Origin of the sequence: Nocardia carnea (assembly GCF_029869215.1) — a bacterium.
Lineage (GTDB): Bacteria > Actinomycetota > Actinomycetes > Mycobacteriales > Mycobacteriaceae > Nocardia > Nocardia carnea_B.
In genome coordinates, this window is sequence record NZ_JARWPM010000240.1 from 1 (window position 1) to 17,366 (window position 17,366).

The following is a 17,366-nucleotide window of genomic DNA, read 5'->3' on the forward strand; positions in this document are numbered from 1 at the left end:
GTGCCGCCGAACTCGACCTGGTGCGCCGGCGGCGCGCCCCCCGCCGCCGGGGTCTGCGCGTGGGGGAAGGGGCGCCCCCCCCCCGCGATTTGGAGCGGGTGCGCGGCCCCCCCCCCCCCCGCCGGCGCGGTGTGCTTCGCCGGCCGCGCCGACCGGCGCTTTCGGGATATCCGTATCGCGTGGCCGCGGTTCATGGCAGGCTGTACTAGGTGCGGAGTCTGCTGGAGCCGGCCCGGCGCCCGAAATACGTTCCCGCGCGCCAGCTCGCCAAGCGGGAGCTGGGGCAGGTGCTCAGGGTGCTCGACGAGGACCCGGTCGCGGCCTGTATGGTCGCCGCCCGGTTACAGGAGTACGGCCTGGACAACCGGTGCGGGCAGGGCGAGCTGTGGAGTCACGGCGGTCCGTCGGAATCGTTGTGCTTCTCCGGCGTCAACTTGATCCCGCTGCGTGGTGGCCGCGATGCCCTGCGCGCGTTCGCCGACCGCGCCATTCGCTGGCCGCGCATGTGCTCGTCGGTGGTGGGCCGGCGTGAGCTCGCGCTCCCGCTGTGGGAGATGCTGGCCGACCATTGGGGGCCGGAACGCGAACTGCGGGGCGCCCAGCCGCTGCTGGCGCTCACCGATACCGCGCTGGCCCCCGCCGATCCGGAGGTCCGCCAGGTCCGGCCCGGCGAACTGGACCGTTATCTGGCGGCCGCTATCGCCATGTTCATCGAAGAGGTCGGGGTGGATCCGCGGGCCGGCGACGGTGGGCGCGGGTATCGCCGCCGGGTAGCGGGACTGATCGAGGCCGGCCGGGCCTGGGCGCGGTTCATCGACGGCGAGGTCGCCTACAAGGCCGAGGTCGGGGCGATGTCGCGGCGCACCGGGCAGATCCAGGGCGTCTGGGTGCATCCCGATCACCGCGGGCAGGGTCTGGGCACCGCGGGCACGGCGGCGGTGGCGAACGCGGTGGTCGCGACCGGGCGGACCGCGAGTCTGTACGTCAACGACTACAACGAGATCGCCCGGCGCGCCTATCGGGCCGTGGGATTCCGGCAGATCGCGACCTTCGCCACCGTACTTCTCGACTGAGTCCGGATAGATTCCGGTGCGCCGCAGGGGATCCCCGGTGGCGGATCGCTACCATCGGCCCCGATGACCATCCGTCCGGTACTCCTCTTCGCGGTCGCGCTGCTCGCCTTCGCCACGACCGCCTGCCTCGCGGGCTCGGCCGGACCCCGCACCGCCGCGGACGGATTCCTGAACGCCTTCGCGACCCGGGATCTCACGGCCGCCGCCGAGCGGACCACGCGCCCCGAAAAAGCGCTGCCCGCACTCACCTCCGTCTGGACCGAACTGGGAGCCGAGGAACTACACGCCCATTCCGGAGCCGCCCGCATCTCCGGCGACACCGCCACCGTCGACTACACCTACGAATGGCGGCTGGGCAGCGGACGCAGCTGGACCTACACCGGGCAGCTCCCGCTGGTGCGCAGCGGTGGCGGCTGGACCGTGCGGTGGAGCGGTGCCGCGCTGCATCCACGGCTCGGCGACACCCAGACGATGGCGCTGACGGTGCGGCAGGCGCCACAGGCGCGGGTGAACGAACAGTCCGGCAGCGATGTGCTGATCCCGGGCACGGTGTCCCGGGTGACCTTCGACGCCGCCGCGAGCCAGGACCCGCAGCGGGTGGCGGCGGAGATGTCGCGGGCGCTGATCGGTATCGACGAACGGCTCACCCCCGAGCGCATTCTCGATTCCGCCCGCGGCGCCGACGGTGTGTACACGGTGATCGTCCTGAACGAGACGGAGTTCGTCCGGGCGGGGCCGCAACTGATCGGATTGCCCGGGGTACGGGTGACCCAGGAATGGGATCTGCTCCCGGCCGACCGCACATTCGCCCCCGACCTGATGGCCCAGGTGCGGCAGGCGGTGATCGACGAGGTGGACGGCCGGGCCGGGTGGCGGGTCGTGGCCCGGAACCCGGGTGGTGCGGAGACCGGGGTGCTGCACGAGGTGGCGGCGCAGCCGGCGCCGTCGTTCTCGCTCAGTGTGGACCGGCAGATACAGGACGCGGCGCAGCGCGCGGTCGACGGACGCCGGGAACAAACCATGATGGTCGTGATCGAACCCTCCACCGGCGGTATCCTGGCCGTCGCCCAGAATGCGGCCGCCGACCGAGACGGTCCGGTGGCCACCATCGGGCAGTACCCGCCCGGTTCGGTGTTCAAAACAGTCACCGCCGCGGCCGCGATATCGGACGGCCGTGCCACCCCGGATACCGTGGTCGCCTGCCCGAGCGCGATCACCATCGGGGAGCGGATGATTCCCAATTACAACGGTTTCACCATCGGGAATGTCGCGTTGACAACCGCTTACGCGCGCTCCTGCAATACTTCGTTCGCCAAATTGGCCAGTGAATTGCCGGCCGCGGCCCTTTCGGATACCGCGGCCGCATTCGGAATCGGCCCGGAGTACTCGATTGCCGGATTACCCACCTTTTCCGGATCCATTCCTGTTTCCGAAGACCGCACCCAGCGCACCGAAGACGGAATAGGCCAGGGCCGGGTGGTGGTCAGTCCGTTCGGTATGGCAGTGCTGGCGGCGGCCGTTGCCCGTGGCAGCGCGCCCACGCCGTATCTGATCGCCGGCCGCGAGACCGTCGTGGACGGGCAGCGGCCCGCTCTGGATCCGGCGGTGGTGCGCGGGTTGCGGGCGATGATGCGCGAGGTGGTGCTGACCGGCACCGCCCACCGCATCGCCGACCAGGGCGCGGTGTTCGGCAAAACGGGCGAGGCGGAGGTGGCCGCCGGTTCCCATTCCTGGTTCGTCGGCTACCGGGGCGACCTCGCGTTCGCAACCTTGCTGGTCGAAGGCGGTAGTTCCGATAACGCCGTCGGAGTGACCCGCGATATGCTCGCCGCTCTCCCGGCCGGCTACTGACCGTCCGGCCGTACTCCGATCACGGCCCGGTGGTGGCGGGACCGTGATCGTTCGCGTAACGGTGACCGGTATCGGTATCCACCGGATCGCTGACGCGGGCAGGCGCGACGACGGAGACCGTATGGTCGGAGACCGGGGCCGAGGCGGCGGTGTCGGTACCGAGGATTTCGACCACCCCGGTGCCGCCGAGAATCAGTCCGGCGGTGACGAGAGCAACGGTGGAACGCTTCATTTTCCGGCTCCCTCCGATTCAGAGGTTCGACAGAGTGCGAGCTCGGGTGGCTCCTGTGCGACCGGGCTCTGCGGAAGTGTTATCTGACGATTTGCTGCTCAGGCCAACCTAGGCCGAAATCGCTTATCGAGACAAGATGGAAAGGTGGGGAAAATCGACGATGAGCAAATCGTGACCCGCGCCGCCGAAATCCGTGACGGCTTCGTTATCCGCAGTTCAGATCTTCTGCAAACTGGCGGCGAGATGATCCTGTAAGGGCAGGCCCACGGCACCCATCTGCAGCGTGTAGTCGATCACTGTGCCGTGCATATGGATGCTGCGGCTCAGCGCCGTCACCGACTTGGCGGTACTGCTCAGGCCGATGGCGGTGGATTCCAGTTCCAGCCGGATCTCGTCGTCGGCGAGGGTGAGTTTGCCTTCACAGATCTCGGTGATCCCGGTGGGATGGGACAGGATGAGTTCCACCCGGTCGGGCCCGGGGCAGCGCAGATAGCCGGTTTCCACATGCAGCGGGCGGTTGTCGTCCGCGTGCCGGGTGCGCTGCCGGTAGGTCAGGAACGGGCGGCCGAGATGGCCGAAGGTGATCTCCTCCAGATAACCGAACGGCTCGATCGTCGGGTAGTCACCCTGCCCGGAGCCGCGCCAGGTACCCAGGAGACCGGCCAGGGGCGCGATGGCGGGATGCGGGGCGGCGGCGGGAGTCTGCGGTTCGGCCACGGCGCACAAGCGTAGCCCCTCGGACGGCGATCGGGTACACCCGATCGCCGTACCGCGTGCCGGACGCACGCTGCTACTTGTTCTTGCGGCGGCCGAACGGCCACAACGACCGGGTACGGCGCCGGGGCAGCGCCGCGTAGACCATCGTCATCTCGGCGAACACGCCCGCTTCGCGTTCCCGGTCGGCGCCGAAATCGTCGCGGCCGAGGATCTGGGTGATCGATCCCGGGGCGATCGTGGCCAGCGCGTCCAGCAGTGCGGGGTTGAGGGCGCCGAGCGAGATCCGGGTGATATCGGCGTCCTCGGAGCCCGGACCGCCGTGACCGAGCAGCATATGACCGACGGCGTGCAGCACGATGTGGTCGGCGTTGCGGCCGGAGGCCGAGGCGTCGTAGACGACGATATCGTCGTGTTTGCGCGCGATCCACAGGCCGTTGCCGTTGCAGCCCAGTTCGGTCAGCGCCGAGCGATGTGCCGGCTGTAGCGATATCGGCCGCTTCCGGTAGGCGGCCACCTCGGCGAGATAGGTATTGAGATCCCACGGGCTGGGCAGGGGCACCGACCCAGCAGCATCGCCGAATCTGGCGTCCATACTTGTCATCGGCCAATACGTTACCGATCCCGCGGGCGCTCGTCACTTCAGCGATCTCCGGTCGCTGTGGTCGCCAGTGCCCGGTGATACGGCTAGATATCGACTCCGGGGCCGAGGGGTTTCACATTGTGCGGTTTGTTCCACAACGCGGTGAGCGCCCACAGCACCACACCCACCGCGAGCAGAATCCCGGCGATCAGGTACTGCTGCGGATTGCGGTCGGTGAACGGTGTGGCCAGGTAGGCGCAGCACACCGCGCCGAGTACCGGTAGCGGCGTGGGGGTGTGGAAATGCCGGTGCGGGACGCGGTCGCGGCGTAGCACCAGTACCGCCACGTTGACGATGGTGAACACCACCAGCAGCAGCAGTGCGGTCGTACCACCGAGTTCGGGGACCTCACCGACGAACAGCAGCAACCCCAGCGCCAGCACTGTGGTGAAGATGATCGCGATATGCGGGGTGCGGCGGGTCGGATGCACCCGGCCCAGCGCGCGCGGTACCACCTTGTGCCGGGCCATACCGTAGAGCAGCCGGCTGGCCATGAGCATATTGATCAGCGCCGAATTGGCCACGGCGAACATGGTGATGAACGCGAAGATCTGGGTGGGGAAGCCGGGCGCGCCGATTTCCACCACCTGCAGCAGCGGGGTATCGCCTTCGGAGAGTTTCTCCGGCGGTACCAGCGCCACCGCGGTGATCGAGACCAGCACGTAGATCGCGCCGGTGATCAGCAGGCCGGTGAGCAGGATACGCGGGAAGATCCGGCTGGGTTCCTTGGTTTCCTCGGCCATGTTCACCGAATCCTCGAACCCGACCATGGCATAGAAGGCCAAGGTGGTCGCGGCGATCACTCCGCCGAACGCGGACCGATCGCCGGTATCGAATTCGACGATCCGGCCGAAATCTCCGTTGCCGAAACCGAGCGCCCACAGGCCGATACAGATCACGATCAGCAACCCGGACAGTTCGACACAGGTCAACAGCACATTGGCTTTCACACTCTCGCCGACGCCGCGCAGATTGATCGCCGCGACCACGGCCATGAAGGCCAGCCCGATCAGGGTGAGCACCAGCGCATCCGCGCCGCCGAATTCGAAGGCCTCCGCGAAGTTCGCGGCGAATGCCTTGGCGGCGGTGGCGGCGGAGGTGATCCCGGAACTCATCACCGCGAAGGTCACCATGAAGGTGAGGAAATGGATGCCGAACGCCTTGTGCGTGTAGAGCGCCGCCCCGGCGGCCTGCGGATACTTGGTGACCAGTTCCAGATAACTGAATCCGGTGATCATGGCGACCCCGAACGCCACCAGGAACGGCACCCACACCGCGCCGCCGACCTCGCCGGCGACCCGTCCGGTGAGCGCGTAGATCCCGGTGCCGAGAATATCGCCCACGATGAACAACAGCAGCAGCCACGGACCGATGACGCGTTTGAGTTCGGGCTGATGGTCCGGATCGGTCCGCGCGGTGGTGTCTGCCAAGGTCCCCTCATTTCTCCTCGACGCACCCGGTGGGCACCGGGTTCGATGTGTATACCCGTTCGGTTGCCCGGTGACTCCTGTTTCCGGCCCTGTTCGCCGGCGAATCCGGCCGTCAGCTCATGGCTTCCGCGGCATCGGCGATCATCGTCGCCGAATCCCGCGGGCTGAGCGCCATCGCGCGCAACTGGTCGAACATCACGCCGAAACGGCGGATCTCGGAATGCCCTTCGATCAAGGCGTCGCCGGAAATCCCCTCGACGTAGACCAATTCGGGATCGGTGGGATCGGGGAAATCCAGGATGGTGAAGGAGCCGGCCATACCGGGGTGCGCACCGGCGTCGAAGGGCAGGATCTGCAGGATCACGTTCTTGCGTTTGGTCGCCTCACCCAGCCGCCGCAGCTGGCCGCTCATCACCTCCGGACCGCCCACCACGCGGCGGATGGCCGCCTCGTCCAGGACGACCCACAATTCGAGCGGCTCGTCCTTGGCGAGTACGGCCGCCCGGTCCATCCGCGCCCGCGCCCGGCGTTCCAGATCGGAGGCTTCCAGTTTCGGCATACAGGTATCGATCACCGCGGTGGCGTACTGCTCGGTCTGCAGCAGGCCGGGGATGAACGAGGTCTGGTAGTGCCGGGCCGACAGCGCCACCGACTCGAAATTGATGTACGCCGCGTAGACCTCGGACAGGCTGGCCTCGTACGGCCGCGACATACCGGGTTTCTGCGCGTCGGAGAGCAGGTCCAGCGCTTCCGCGCGGCGGGCGGCGTCGACACCGTAGAGGTCCAGCATCGTCATCAGGGTGCGGCGCTGCGGCCGCGCCTGCGCGGTTTCGATGCGATAGAGGGTGGTCACGTTGATCCCGGTGCGGGCGCTGACCTCCTCCTTGCTCAGTTCGGCGTCCTCCCGCATCTCCAGCAGCAGCACCGAGAGCCGGCGCAAACCCGCCGTGAGGACGGTGCGTTTGCCTGCCATGTCATCCCTTTCGACCAGCGCGGTGGGCGGCGTGCGGTAATCCACCGGTTCGCGGCGACCGCACGCCCTGTGCTGCAACCATAACGATCAGCGCTTGCCGAGGGGATGGGTACGGTCGGGTAGTAGCCGGAGCCCGGAAGGGCGCCTTCCGGGCTGGCGGCCCGGGAGGCGGCACTCCGCAGCCGCCGGTCCGGACGAATCGCGCCTGCGGGACGGCCGGCACCCGGCGAGCACGGTCAGAGCGAGATTTCCCGGCGCATCACCTTTCCCGTCGCGTTGCGCGGTAACGGTTCGGCGGTGAGGGTCCAGTGTTCGGGCACCTTGTAGTAGGCGAGGCGCTGCGCGGTGAAGTCCCGCAGGTCGGCAGCAGTGACGGCGGCCGGGTCCGCGACCACCACCACCGCCGCGATCCGCTGGCCGAGTTCGTCGTCGGGGATACCGAGGACGGCCGATTCCCGTACCGCGGGATGTGCGTCCAGAACGTTCTCTATCTCGGTGGGGTACACGTTCTCCCCGCCGCGGAGCAGCAGATCGCTGCGCCGGCCCGCCATCTGCAGCCGGCCGTCTTCGAGGACACCGAAATCGCCGGTACGCAACCAGCGTTCGTCATCGAGCGCGGCGGCGGTGGCGGCCTCGTCGCGCCAGTAGCCGAGCATCACGTAGGGACTGCGTACGCAGATCTCGCCTTCCGTTCCGTCGGGTACCGGCGCGCCGCTCGGGTCGCGGATCTCGACGGATACTCCCAGAATCGGCCGTCCGACGGTTTCCGGTTCCGCCGCCAGTTCGGCCGGGGTGGCGACGGTGGCCGCGGTACCGCTCTCGGTGAGGCCGTAACTGGTGGTCAGTGCGATACCGGTGGCGGGCAGCCGGGCGCGGAGGCGTTGCTGGAAGGCAGGGGAGGCGGGGGCGGCGTTCAGGGAGAGCGAGGTGAGCGCGGACAGGTCGTAGCCGGCCGGATCGTGTTCGAGCAGCCGGGCCGCGAGGGTCGGGACCGCGCCCCAGTTGGTGACCCGCTCCCGTGCCATCAGGTCCAGGACTCGCCCCGCGTCGAAGGCGCCGGTGTGGATGATCACCGCGGCGCCGGTGGCGAGCCGGGGGACCGCGAGATTGTGCAGGCTGGCGATATGGAACAGCGGCGAGGTCAGCAGGAATCGTTTGGCGCTGGGCTCGCGGTAGCCGGGCGGTGCGGTGAGCGCGTCGGTGTAGCGGTGGTAATCGGTGACGGCGATCAGATTGCGGTGGGTGTGGACGACACCTTTGGGCCGGCCGGTGGTGCCGCTGGTGTACAGGATCACGGCCGGATCGTCCTCGGCGACCGCGACCACCGGGGCGGTACCGCGGTGGTCATCGATCAACCGCGGCAGGTCCTCGGCCATGGTCAGTACCGGGACGCCGGTGCCGGCCAGGAGCGGGGCGCGTTTGGTGTCGGCGACGACCACGGCGGGGGTGGTGTGCCGGATACCGTAGGCCACCTCGGGTTCCGCCCACCACGCGTTGTAGGCGACCGCGATCGCGCCCAGGCATTGCGCCGCCCAGAAGGTGATCACCCATTCCGGGGAGTTCGCGGCCAGGATGCCGATCCGGTCGCCTTTACCGATCCCGTAGTTGTCCGCCAGTGCTCGGGCCAGGGCCTCGGCGGCGTCCGCATGTTCGGTGAAGGAGTACCGGCGCCCGGCGGTGACGAGGTAGTCGCGGTCGCCCCAGGCGCGGGAGGCGTCGAGCTGTGCGCGCAACGACCGGCGCCGATGGCGTACGACGGGGATCGGGATGCCCAGCACTTCCTCGGTGACCAGTTCGAAGGGACCGCCCGGGCCGGTGAGGTCGGCGGCCCGGCGCGCGGCAGCGGCCCGGGGGTCGGCGGCATTGCTCATGGGGGTCCACATCCTTGTCGACGGCTCTGCCGAAATCCTTACCGCATCGCCGGGAGCGGACTTCTCCCGCCCGGCCCGTACCACGGGGGATCGCGCGGGAGCGCCGTGGTGCGCCGACCGGGGTGCGGTGGCGCTGTGTCGAGATCTATGACGGAGTCGGCAAACTGGTGGCAACTCACATCGTGGTGGTGGGTTCGAGAATCGGCCGGCGCCGTGACGGCTCGCCGGAAAGCGACGAAAGGGGATGTGGCCGCGCAGGGTTGGGGCCGCGAATCGGTCTCGGTGGTGGCCGGACGTATACCTACGAGCACCGTAGGTATACGTATGGTGCCGTGGCGGAAGCGCGGAGAGATCTCGGCACGGTTGCGATGTGGTCGCGTAACGCGTTGTCGGGCCGGGTCTCGCCGCCCGGCCGGGTAACGTTCGGCGCGGCGTGGATTCGGACCGCCGGTGGCAACGAGCATGGCGGGTACGTCTTTTCGAGTCAGGCCGTGGTGTGGTTCCGCGAGAAGGATCGTTAGGCTTGCGCATGACGCTGTTCGCAACATTGCGTACCGAAGTCTTGTGTTCTTGCATCTGTAAGAGCATGATCCAGCTAGCCTTGTTGTGAACAACGATCCGATGTCCGGGATAACCGAATCGAGAGCCGATCATGTTGGTACAGAGTGTGATGGTGCCGGGTGAGTCCGAGGGGTGCAGATGAGCGCGCCCACTCTGGGGACCCTGCCGACAGCGCCACAATTGCTGTGCGCATTCCAAGGGAGGCGGACCCAGGACCGGGTGCTACTACGTTTCGCGCATACGCTGGTCGAACTGCACAAGCGCCGGGCCCATGTGCGCGATCTGGCCGATATCGCCGAAATCGACGGTCGCCGAGCGGAACTCGTGGACGATATCAACGCCTGGATCATGCGTAAGATGCCACAGCACCGCAACGGAGCATCGCTGCACACCGAGAGTCTGGGCGCGGTGATCGATCGGATGGCACACAGCTGGGTCGCGGCGAATCAGGCCATCGAGGCCGACGGCGTGCGCAGTGACCGTACCCATCGGCACTGGTATCACCTGGCCGAACTGGTGGACGGGTACACGGATCTGATCGCCGAGGTGGCCGGTGGCCGGCGCCGGTTACCGGTGCAGTAGACGGGAAATGCGGAGCGCCGGGCCGTTCATCCCACTGAACATCACACCCCTCGCGGTGGGTTCGGCGACTACCGCGACATGTCGAATGGCCTAGACCCAATGGTGAGTCGGCGGCGAACACTCGGTTACCACGCGGTGCAGGCCAATTGGAGGTAGTTACTGCCATGATGCACACAGAGAGCGTCGCCACCGTCACGGCGCCGGAAAACTTCGGGGCGGCGCCGGCGACCGGGGGAGCGGTGCCGTCGAAGGTCTACCGCGTACGCGCCGAGATCGACACGATGCTCGACGAATTGCGCCCGGGCGACCGGGTGCCCGCCGAACGAGAACTGGCGGGACGCTTCGGCGTCGCCCGCGAAACCGTCCGGCACGCGCTGCGGGATCTCGCCGTGGAAGGCCGGATCCGCCGGCAGGGGCGCGGTACCGTGCTCGCCCGGCCCAAGGTGGTCCGTCCGCTCGCCCCCGAACCCGCCGGCGAGGATGCCCCCGGGGTGGTGCGCCGGCTGCTGTCCTGGGAGGACGGAATCGCCGACGCCGAGATCGCCCGCGATCTCGAACTGGCACCGCAGACCCCGATCATGACGCTCGAACGCCTGCTCTACGCCGACGGCGACCCGATCGCCCTGGAACGGATCGATCTGTCGCTGGACCGGTTCGGCTGGCTGCGCGCCGGGTTCGACCCGCTGGGTTCGCTCGCCGCGACGATCGGCGATTCCGGGGTCGAATACGCGGGCGCCACCGAGCGGATCGAAACCGTGCTCGCCGCGCCCCGCGAGGCCGGACTGCTCCGCTGCCGGCCCGCCGTCCCGCTGTTCCGGGTGGTTCGCCGTGGCCTGGACACCCAGGGCCGGCCGATCGAACGGGTCGCCTCGCTCTACCGCGGTGACCGGGTCGCCTTCGAGGTCCGTACGGGCGGGCGGGGTCGCTGAACCGAGGCTCGCCGGGGTCGGCCGTGTGGCGGGCTCGGCCGGTGACCGTTCCCGCCGACCCGCCGGCCTGCGCCGACTAGTCTTGAACCATGTCCGTGCGTACTCGTCAGCCGCTGCTCCCCGGAACCCCCACCCCGATCCGTGAGGTTCCCCGTTCCATCGAACGTCCGGAGTACGTGTGGAAGAAAACCGCCCGGGAAGGCTCCGAACCGTGGGTCCAGACCCCCGAGACCATCGAGAAGATGCGGATCGCCGGGAAGATTGCGGCCCAGGCGCTGGCCGAGGCCGGTAAAGCCGTCGCACCCGGTGTCACCACCGACGAACTGGACCGGATCGCGCACGAATACATGTGCGACCACGGCGCCTACCCCTCGACGCTCGGGTACAAGGGTTTCCCGAAATCGTGCTGCACCTCGCTCAACGAGGTGATCTGCCACGGTATCCCCGACAGCACCGTGATCGAGGACGGCGACATCGTCAATATCGACGTCACCGCCTATATCCACGGGGTGCACGGCGATACCAACGCCACCTTCCTCGCCGGTGATGTGGACGAGGAGGTGAAACTGCTGGTGGAACGCACCCGGGAGGCCACCATGCGGGCCATCAAGGCGGTGCGGCCGGGTCGTGCGCTCAATGTGATCGGCCGGGTGATCGAATCGTATGCCAATCGCTTCGGCTACGGCGTCGTCCGTGATTTCACCGGCCACGGTGTCGGGCCCACCTTCCACAGCGGCCTGGTGATCCTGCACTACGACCAGCCCGCCGTCGACTCGGTGATCGAACCCGGAATGACCTTCACCATCGAACCGATGATCAACCTCGGCGGTATCGACTACGAGATCTGGGACGACGGCTGGACCGTGGTCACCAAGGACCGTCAGTGGACCGCGCAGTTCGAGCACACCCTGGTGGTCACCGAAACCGGGACCGAAATCCTGACCCTGCCGTGAGCGGCCCCGGCGGGGCGCTGCTGGTCGCCGGAACCACCTCCGACGCCGGGAAGAGCGTGCTGGTGGCCGGGATCTGCCGGCTGCTGCGGCGGCGCGGGGTACGGGTGGCGCCGTTCAAGGCGCAGAACATGTCGAACAACTCGGTGGTCACGCTCGACGGTGGTGAGATCGGCCGGGCGCAGGCGTTACAGGCGCAGGCCTGCGGGCTCGAACCGAGTGTGCGGTTCAATCCGATCCTGCTGAAACCGGGTAGCGACCGCCGCTCGCAACTGGTGGTGCGCGGCCGGGTCACCGATACCGTGGGCGCCGCCGACTATATGGCCCACCGCACCCGGCTGCGCGCGGTGGTGGCCGACGAACTCGCGGCGCTGCGGGCCGATTTCGATGTGGTGATCTGCGAAGGTGCCGGGTCGCCGGCCGAGATCAACCTGCGGGCCACCGATCTGGCGAATATGGGTCTGGCGCGGGCGGCCGAGCTGCCGGTTCTGGTGGTCGGCGATATCGACCGGGGCGGGGTGCTGGCGCATCTGTTCGGGACGCTGGCGGTGCTGGACCCCGAGGATCAGCGGCTCATCGCCGGATTCGTGATCAACAAGTTCCGCGGCGACGTCGGGCTGTTGCGGCCCGGTCTGGACCGATTGGCGGCCCTGACCGGCCGGCCGACGCTCGGCGTGCTGCCGTATCGGGACGATCTGTGGCTCGATGCCGAGGATTCGCTGGGCACCCTCGCCGGCGCTCCGGTGGGGCGCCCGGCCGCTCCGGTCGGCAGCGAATGGTTGAGTGTCGCGGCCGTCCGGCTGCCCCGGATCTCCAATTCGACGGATGTGGAGGCGCTGGCCTGCGAACCCGGGGTCGCGGTGCGCTGGGTGAACGAGGTATCGCAGCTGGTGGATGCCGACCTGGTGGTCGTCCCCGGTAGCAAGGCCACCGTCGACGATCTGAATTGGTTGCGCCGCACCGGGATCGGCGAGGCGCTGCGGCGGCGGGCGGCCGCCGGGCGGCCCGTGCTGGGAATCTGCGGCGGCTACCAGATGCTCGGCCGCCGGATCGTCGACCCGGTGGAATCCGGGGCCGGCGACGTCGCCGGGCTGGGGCTGCTGGATATGGAGGTGGAGTTCGCGCCGGAGAAGGTGCTGTGCCGGACGACCGCCCTCGGTGCCCCCGACCCGTCCGGCGCGCAGCCGGGCGGAACCGCGGGTATCGCCGCGACCGGCTATGAAATCCATCACGGCCGGGTCCGCGCCGGCGCCGAAACGCCGTGGCTCCAGGTCACCGGCCGCGCCGCGCCCGCGGTGGCCGGTCACGGCGGACCGGGCGGCCGCGACGGAAACTCCGGGGCGCCGGGACCGGAAGGAAGCGTGCGGGGCGCGGTCTGGGGCACCCATCTCCACGGCCTGCTGGAATCCGACGAATTCCGGCGGGCCTGGCTCGCGCAGGTCGCGCGGGCCGCGGGCCGGACCGGGTTCGTCGTCGCACCCGGGACGCGGGTGGCTGCCGTACGTGCCGCGCAGCTCGATCTGCTCGCCGATCTCGTGGCGGAGAACCTCGACATTTCCCGAGTGGAGCGATTGCTGAACGAGGGGGTCCCGGCCGGGATGCCGGTCGTCGATTCCGCGCTGAGCACCCCGGCGGCGGCCGGGTCGTCGTCCGCGCTGTGAGCGGGCCGAGACCGCCCACAGCTCACGCGTCACGATCCTCGCGTTCTTTGCCGGGAGTACTCCAACCGACGCGGTCGGCGGTGTAGCGTCAAGCGTCATGGAATCTCGGCGCATCGCGGTCGGTGACCGGGGCTGGACGGTGCGGGTGGACGGGCCGGCGACCCAGCACAGTGTGTTGTTGCTGCCCGATACCGGTGATCCGCCGGAGGTCTACGACCGGGTGTGCGCGCGGCTGCACAGCTCCGATCTGCGGACCATCGTGTTCGAAACCGCCACCGGCCTCGACCTCGCGGGCGTGTACGCGGTACTGGACGATCTCGGTGTGCCGTGGGCGAATGTCGCGGGGCGCGGTGCGGGAGCCAGTGTGGCGTGGCAGGTGTGCGCGAACGGCTTCGGCCGGTTCGTCAGCCTGATCGTCGCCGATCGCGGGCATCCGGCCGTGCCCGACGGTACCGGCGCGGTTCTCGACGCGAGTTGCCCGGCGGTCGAACTGCCGACCACCGTCGTGGTGACCAAGGGGTTACCGCGGTCGGTCGCCGACACCTCGGGACGGCATGTGTACGGCGAGTTCCGGGTGGTGGATCTGGACGTCGACAATGTCGCCGCCGAGGCCGACCAGGAGTTCGCCACCGAGATCGTGCTGCGCACGAGTATGTGGTGACCACGCAAACGCCGAACCGGCCGATGAGCGTGCCGGGATCGTGATGCGCCGGAACACCTGATCGCTGGGGCCTACTCGGCCGAGTGGTAGCCCGCCAGCCAGTCCAGCCAGCTGTCCAGTTCCCGGAACGCCTCGGTGCGCGGGCCCTCGGCCGACAGGAACACATCGTGGCGCGCGCCGTCGATCGGGACGATCGTGGTGCGATCACCGAGGCAACCCGCCCAGCGCTGGATCTGTGCCACGTCGAGGACCGCGTCGGCCACATCGACCGCGGGACCGTACTCGCGGGCGAATTTCGTGAGTTTCGACCGCAGCAGCAGGGCGGGTACTCCGATATCCAGACCCCGGTGCAACCGGGCCTGACCCAGCCGGATCGCCCGCAGCCAGCCGGCACGGACCGGGAACCCGTCGCGGGGTTTCCACTCGAGGTCGTAATCCCATTCGCCGGCGACGCTGTTGTGCAGGCTGTCGCCGTAGGCGCTGGATTTGGTCAGCGGTAGTGCGGACTTCGCCCGGAACCGGCCCACGGTATTGATCAGCTGGGTTCCGATGGTGCGGAAATAGGCGGGGCCCTGGAGGTCGAACCACGGGCTGTTCAGGACCAGTCCGCGGATCCCGGCCGCGGCGGAGCCACCCGCGCGCTGCAGCCGGTCCAGCCACAGGGAGGCGACCAGACCACCGGTCGAATGGCCGACGACCAGGACCTTGCCCGGGGTCTCCGCGGTGATGAGGCGCAGCGCTTCGTTCAGTTCCCGGTCGTAGAGGGCGAGGTCGCTGATGAAGTGCGGAGTCTGGCCCGCCCGCAGTGAGCGGCCGCATTTGCGCAGATCCAGTGCGTAGAACCGGTGACCGCGCGCGGTCAGGTGCTCGGCCACATGCCGCTGGAAGAAGTAGTCGGTGAAGCCGTGCAGGTACAGCACCGCCTCCGCGGTACCGGATCCGCCCGCCGTACCGGGCGTGCCGGACAAGGCGCTCCCGCTGCCGGGATCGGGCAGGTGCCGAACCAGGGTAGCGACGATCTCGCCCTCACCATCGGGGTCCGGTCCGAGCTCCACCGTGCGGTATTCGTAGCCGTCGCCGAGTACATCCGGCTGCCAGGAATCGGCCCGGCCCAGGGTGCTGCCGGCGGCCGCGGGTTCGTTCGTCACGCCGTCCAATCTAGGCGATACCGCCGCCGCGCTCCGGCCGTGCACGGCTTCGGGTGGATGCCCGGTGCATCGGCGGCATCGACCCGTCGACGGGACCGTTCAGTACGGCGCGTTCCCGGCGGTGACTCCCGCATTCCGTGGTTCCGCGGGGCGCCCGGACCCGAGCCCGATCGTGCGGCAGGCGCTGGTCGGTGGGGCGCCGCGGGAGAGGAATCTATGTCACAATCGCCGCCCTGGCTGCGGATTCCGTGCGTGTCGAGGTGCACAATTAGCAGTAGTGAACGACGGGTAACCTACATTCGGCCGAGCCCGAGCAGGCTTCTCGCCGCCCGTACACAACTACATATGCGCCCGTGCCCCAGCGGACCACATCCTGTCGGGATGTGCGCCCCGCGCACCAGGACAAGGAAGTCGAACACCCGTGCCGAACGCTGCCCAGACTGAAAAGACCGATGTAGTCCTCATCGGTGCCGGCATCATGAGCGCTACTCTCGGCGCGCTACTGCGCCAGTTGCAGCCGGACTGGTCGATCACGGTGTTCGAACGGCTGGACGCCGCGGCCGCCGAGAGCAGCGATCCGTGGAACAACGCCGGTACCGGTCATTCCGCGCTGTGCGAGCTCAACTACAGCCCGCAGAAGCCGGACGGTTCGGTCGATATCGGCAAGGCCGTCGATATCAACGAACGGTTCCAGGTGTCGCGGCAGTTCTGGGCCTACGCCGTCGAGAACGGGATCCTCAGCGATCCGTCGCGGTTCATCAACCCGATCCCGCACGTGAGTTTCGTCCACGGTGCCGCCGATGTGGAGTACCTGCGCAAACGCTACGAGGCGCTGGCCCGCCACCCGCTGTTCGCGGGGATGGAGTACATCGACAGCCCCGACGAATTCGCCCGCCGGCTGCCGCTGATGGCCCGCGGCCGCGATTTCTCCGATCCGATCGCCCTCAACTGGACCGACGGCGGCACCGATATCGATTTCGGCTCGCTCACCAAAGAACTGCTCGCCTATATCGGCGCCACCGGCGGTGAGATCGCCTTCGGTAACGAGGTCCGCAATCTGAGCAAACAGCGCGACGGCAGCTGGAAGGTCACGGTGCGCAACACCCGTACCGGCCGCACCCGCACCGTGGTGAGCAAATTCGTTTTCGTCGGCGCCGGCGGCGGTGCGCTGCCGCTCCTGCAGAAATCGGGGATCAAGGAGATCCGCGGTTTCGCCGGTTTCCCGGTCTCGGGCCAGTTCCTGCGCTGTACGAACCGGGAACTGGTGGGTATGCACGAGGCCAAGGTGTACGGCAAGGCCGCCGTCGGTGCGCCGCCGATGTCGGTGCCACATCTGGACACCCGGGTCATCAACGGCAAGCCCGGCCTGCTGTTCGGCCCGTACGCCGGCTGGACGCCGAAATTCCTCAAGGACGGCAGCAACACCGACCTGTTCAAGTCGATCAAACCGGGCAACCTGACCCCCATGCTGGGCGTCGGTGTCACCGAACTGGGCCTGGTCAAATACCTGGTCACCGAGCTGATGAAATCGCAGGCCGGCCGGGTGTACACGATGGAGGAGTTCATCCCGCGCGCCGACGGCAGCGATTGGGAACTCATCACCGCCGGACAGCGGGTGCAGATGATCCGGCGCAAGGGCGCGGGCGGTGTGCTCGAACTGGGGACCGCGGTGATCGCCGCGCAGGACGGGTCGATCGCCGGTCTGCTGGGTGCCTCCCCGGGCGCCTCGACCTGTGTGACCGCCATGCTCGACGTCCTCGAACGGTGCTTCCCGACCGAATACGCGGCCTGGACGCCCAAGCTGAAGGAAATGGTCCCCTCGCTGGGCGTGAAGCTCTCGGAGAATCAGGCACTGTTCGGCGAGGTCTGGGATTGGACCGGCAAAGCCCTGCAGCTCACCGGTAGCGGGGCGCACGCCGCCGTACCCGCCGGCGCCTGTTCCGGATCATGTGCTGATCGTCTGGTTCGGTATCGGTGATGTGTCGAAGATCTGGCTGCTGTTCCTGGCGGCGTTCCCGCCCATAGCGATCGCCACGCTCAACGGTGTCGCGGGAGTGCGGCAGGATTATCTCGACGCCGCCCGTTCG

15 protein-coding genes and 1 pseudogene are annotated in these 17,366 nt (G+C 68.4%); 9 read left to right on the forward strand and 7 right to left on the reverse strand.

What is annotated here, in order from left to right; translation table 11 throughout:
* Positions 1-209 precede the first annotated feature (209 nt).
* Positions 210-1,073, forward strand: a complete 864-nt coding sequence (locus tag QH276_RS16675) for a GNAT family N-acetyltransferase (protein WP_280399278.1) — start codon at positions 210-212, stop codon at positions 1,071-1,073.
* 63 nt (positions 1,074-1,136) lie between these two features.
* Entirely contained in the window at positions 1,137-2,924 is a 1,788-nt protein-coding gene (locus QH276_RS16680; RefSeq protein ID WP_280399277.1) for a penicillin-binding transpeptidase domain-containing protein, read from the forward strand.
* Positions 2,925-2,943: 19 nt separating this feature from the next.
* On the opposite strand, the gene QH276_RS16685 is transcribed toward QH276_RS16680, so the two are convergent.
* The 6 genes from QH276_RS16685 to QH276_RS16710 all read right to left on the reverse strand — a co-directional run bounded on the left by QH276_RS16685 (position 2,944) and on the right by QH276_RS16710 (position 8,787).
* The gene (locus QH276_RS16685) at positions 2,944-3,156 is read right to left on the reverse strand and encodes a hypothetical protein (protein WP_280399276.1); all 213 of its coding nucleotides are present in this window, start codon (positions 3,154-3,156) and stop codon (positions 2,944-2,946) included.
* Between the two features lie 216 nt (positions 3,157-3,372).
* A complete protein-coding gene (locus QH276_RS16690) occupies positions 3,373-3,873 on the reverse strand; it encodes a peroxynitrite isomerase (protein ID WP_280399275.1) in 501 nt (166 codons plus the stop codon).
* 73 nt (positions 3,874-3,946) lie between these two features.
* Complete coding sequence (locus QH276_RS16695; protein ID WP_280399877.1) at positions 3,947-4,474, reverse strand: hypothetical protein; 528 nt, start codon at positions 4,472-4,474, stop codon at positions 3,947-3,949.
* Positions 4,475-4,557: 83 nt separating this feature from the next.
* Positions 4,558-5,943 (reverse strand): APC family permease, encoded by a 1,386-nt coding sequence (locus QH276_RS16700; protein ID WP_280399878.1) that lies wholly within the window; start codon positions 5,941-5,943, stop codon positions 4,558-4,560.
* 112 nt (positions 5,944-6,055) lie between these two features.
* The gene (locus QH276_RS16705) at positions 6,056-6,916 is read right to left on the reverse strand and encodes a helix-turn-helix domain-containing protein (RefSeq protein WP_280399879.1); all 861 of its coding nucleotides are present in this window, start codon (positions 6,914-6,916) and stop codon (positions 6,056-6,058) included.
* A 236-nt stretch (positions 6,917-7,152) separates the two neighbouring features.
* On the reverse strand, positions 7,153-8,787 hold the full coding sequence (locus tag QH276_RS16710; protein ID WP_280399880.1) for a class I adenylate-forming enzyme family protein: 1,635 nt from the start codon (positions 8,785-8,787) through the stop codon (positions 7,153-7,155).
* Between the two features lie 699 nt (positions 8,788-9,486).
* Here QH276_RS16710 and QH276_RS16715 point away from each other — a divergent pair.
* The 5 genes from QH276_RS16715 to QH276_RS16735 all read left to right on the forward strand — a co-directional run bounded on the left by QH276_RS16715 (position 9,487) and on the right by QH276_RS16735 (position 14,131).
* The gene (locus QH276_RS16715) at positions 9,487-9,930 is read left to right on the forward strand and encodes a DUF4254 domain-containing protein (RefSeq protein WP_280399881.1); all 444 of its coding nucleotides are present in this window, start codon (positions 9,487-9,489) and stop codon (positions 9,928-9,930) included.
* A 167-nt stretch (positions 9,931-10,097) separates the two neighbouring features.
* Entirely contained in the window at positions 10,098-10,859 is a 762-nt protein-coding gene (locus QH276_RS16720) for a GntR family transcriptional regulator (RefSeq protein WP_280399887.1), read from the forward strand.
* Between the two features lie 89 nt (positions 10,860-10,948).
* Positions 10,949-11,812 carry a type I methionyl aminopeptidase gene (gene map, locus QH276_RS16725; RefSeq protein WP_280399882.1) on the forward strand — a complete coding sequence of 288 codons (864 nt, stop codon included), beginning with the start codon at positions 10,949-10,951 and terminating at the stop codon, positions 11,810-11,812.
* Positions 11,809-13,470: a cobyric acid synthase gene (locus tag QH276_RS16730; RefSeq protein WP_280399883.1), complete on the forward strand. Its 1,662-nt coding sequence runs from the start codon at positions 11,809-11,811 to the stop codon at positions 13,468-13,470. Before map ends, QH276_RS16730 begins: the two co-directional genes overlap by 4 nt.
* A gap of 97 nt (positions 13,471-13,567) precedes the next feature.
* Positions 13,568-14,131 carry an alpha/beta hydrolase gene (locus QH276_RS16735; protein WP_280399884.1) on the forward strand — a complete coding sequence of 188 codons (564 nt, stop codon included), beginning with the start codon at positions 13,568-13,570 and terminating at the stop codon, positions 14,129-14,131.
* Between the two features lie 71 nt (positions 14,132-14,202).
* Here QH276_RS16735 and QH276_RS16740 read toward each other — a convergent pair whose 3' ends face one another.
* Positions 14,203-15,279, reverse strand: coding sequence for an alpha/beta hydrolase (locus QH276_RS16740; RefSeq protein WP_280399885.1), 1,077 nt, complete (start codon positions 15,277-15,279; stop codon positions 14,203-14,205).
* A gap of 478 nt (positions 15,280-15,757) precedes the next feature.
* Here QH276_RS16740 and mqo point away from each other — a divergent pair, with 478 nt between their 5' ends.
* Together mqo and QH276_RS16750 are read left to right on the forward strand one after the other, a co-directional pair.
* The gene (gene mqo / locus QH276_RS16745) at positions 15,758-17,257 is read left to right on the forward strand and encodes a malate dehydrogenase (quinone) (protein ID WP_432278794.1); all 1,500 of its coding nucleotides are present in this window, start codon (positions 15,758-15,760) and stop codon (positions 17,255-17,257) included.
* Positions 17,229-17,366, forward strand: a pseudogene (locus tag QH276_RS16750) (ABC transporter permease); the annotation flags it as partial. The gene mqo and the pseudogene QH276_RS16750, both read left to right, overlap by 29 nt.

Excerpts from the sequence above, each read along its gene's own strand:
- QH276_RS16680 (WP_280399277.1), top strand. The coding sequence starts at position 1,137 with ATGACCATCCGTCCGGTACTCCTCTTCGCGGTCGCGCTGCTCGCCTTC.
- QH276_RS16685 (WP_280399276.1), bottom strand. The coding sequence starts at position 3,156 with ATGAAGCGTTCCACCGTTGCTCTCGTCACCGCCGGACTGATTCTCGGC.
- QH276_RS16695 (WP_280399877.1), bottom strand. The coding sequence starts at position 4,474 with ATGACAAGTATGGACGCCAGATTCGGCGATGCTGCTGGGTCGGTGCCC.
- QH276_RS16705 (WP_280399879.1), bottom strand. The coding sequence starts at position 6,916 with ATGGCAGGCAAACGCACCGTCCTCACGGCGGGTTTGCGCCGGCTCTCG.
- QH276_RS16710 (WP_280399880.1), bottom strand. The coding sequence starts at position 8,787 with ATGAGCAATGCCGCCGACCCCCGGGCCGCTGCCGCGCGCCGGGCCGCC.
- QH276_RS16715 (WP_280399881.1), top strand. The coding sequence starts at position 9,487 with ATGAGCGCGCCCACTCTGGGGACCCTGCCGACAGCGCCACAATTGCTG.
- QH276_RS16720 (WP_280399887.1), top strand. The coding sequence starts at position 10,098 with ATGCACACAGAGAGCGTCGCCACCGTCACGGCGCCGGAAAACTTCGGG.
- map (WP_280399882.1), top strand. The coding sequence starts at position 10,949 with ATGTCCGTGCGTACTCGTCAGCCGCTGCTCCCCGGAACCCCCACCCCG.
- QH276_RS16735 (WP_280399884.1), top strand. The coding sequence starts at position 13,568 with ATGGAATCTCGGCGCATCGCGGTCGGTGACCGGGGCTGGACGGTGCGG.
- mqo (WP_432278794.1), top strand. The coding sequence starts at position 15,758 with ATGAGCGCTACTCTCGGCGCGCTACTGCGCCAGTTGCAGCCGGACTGG.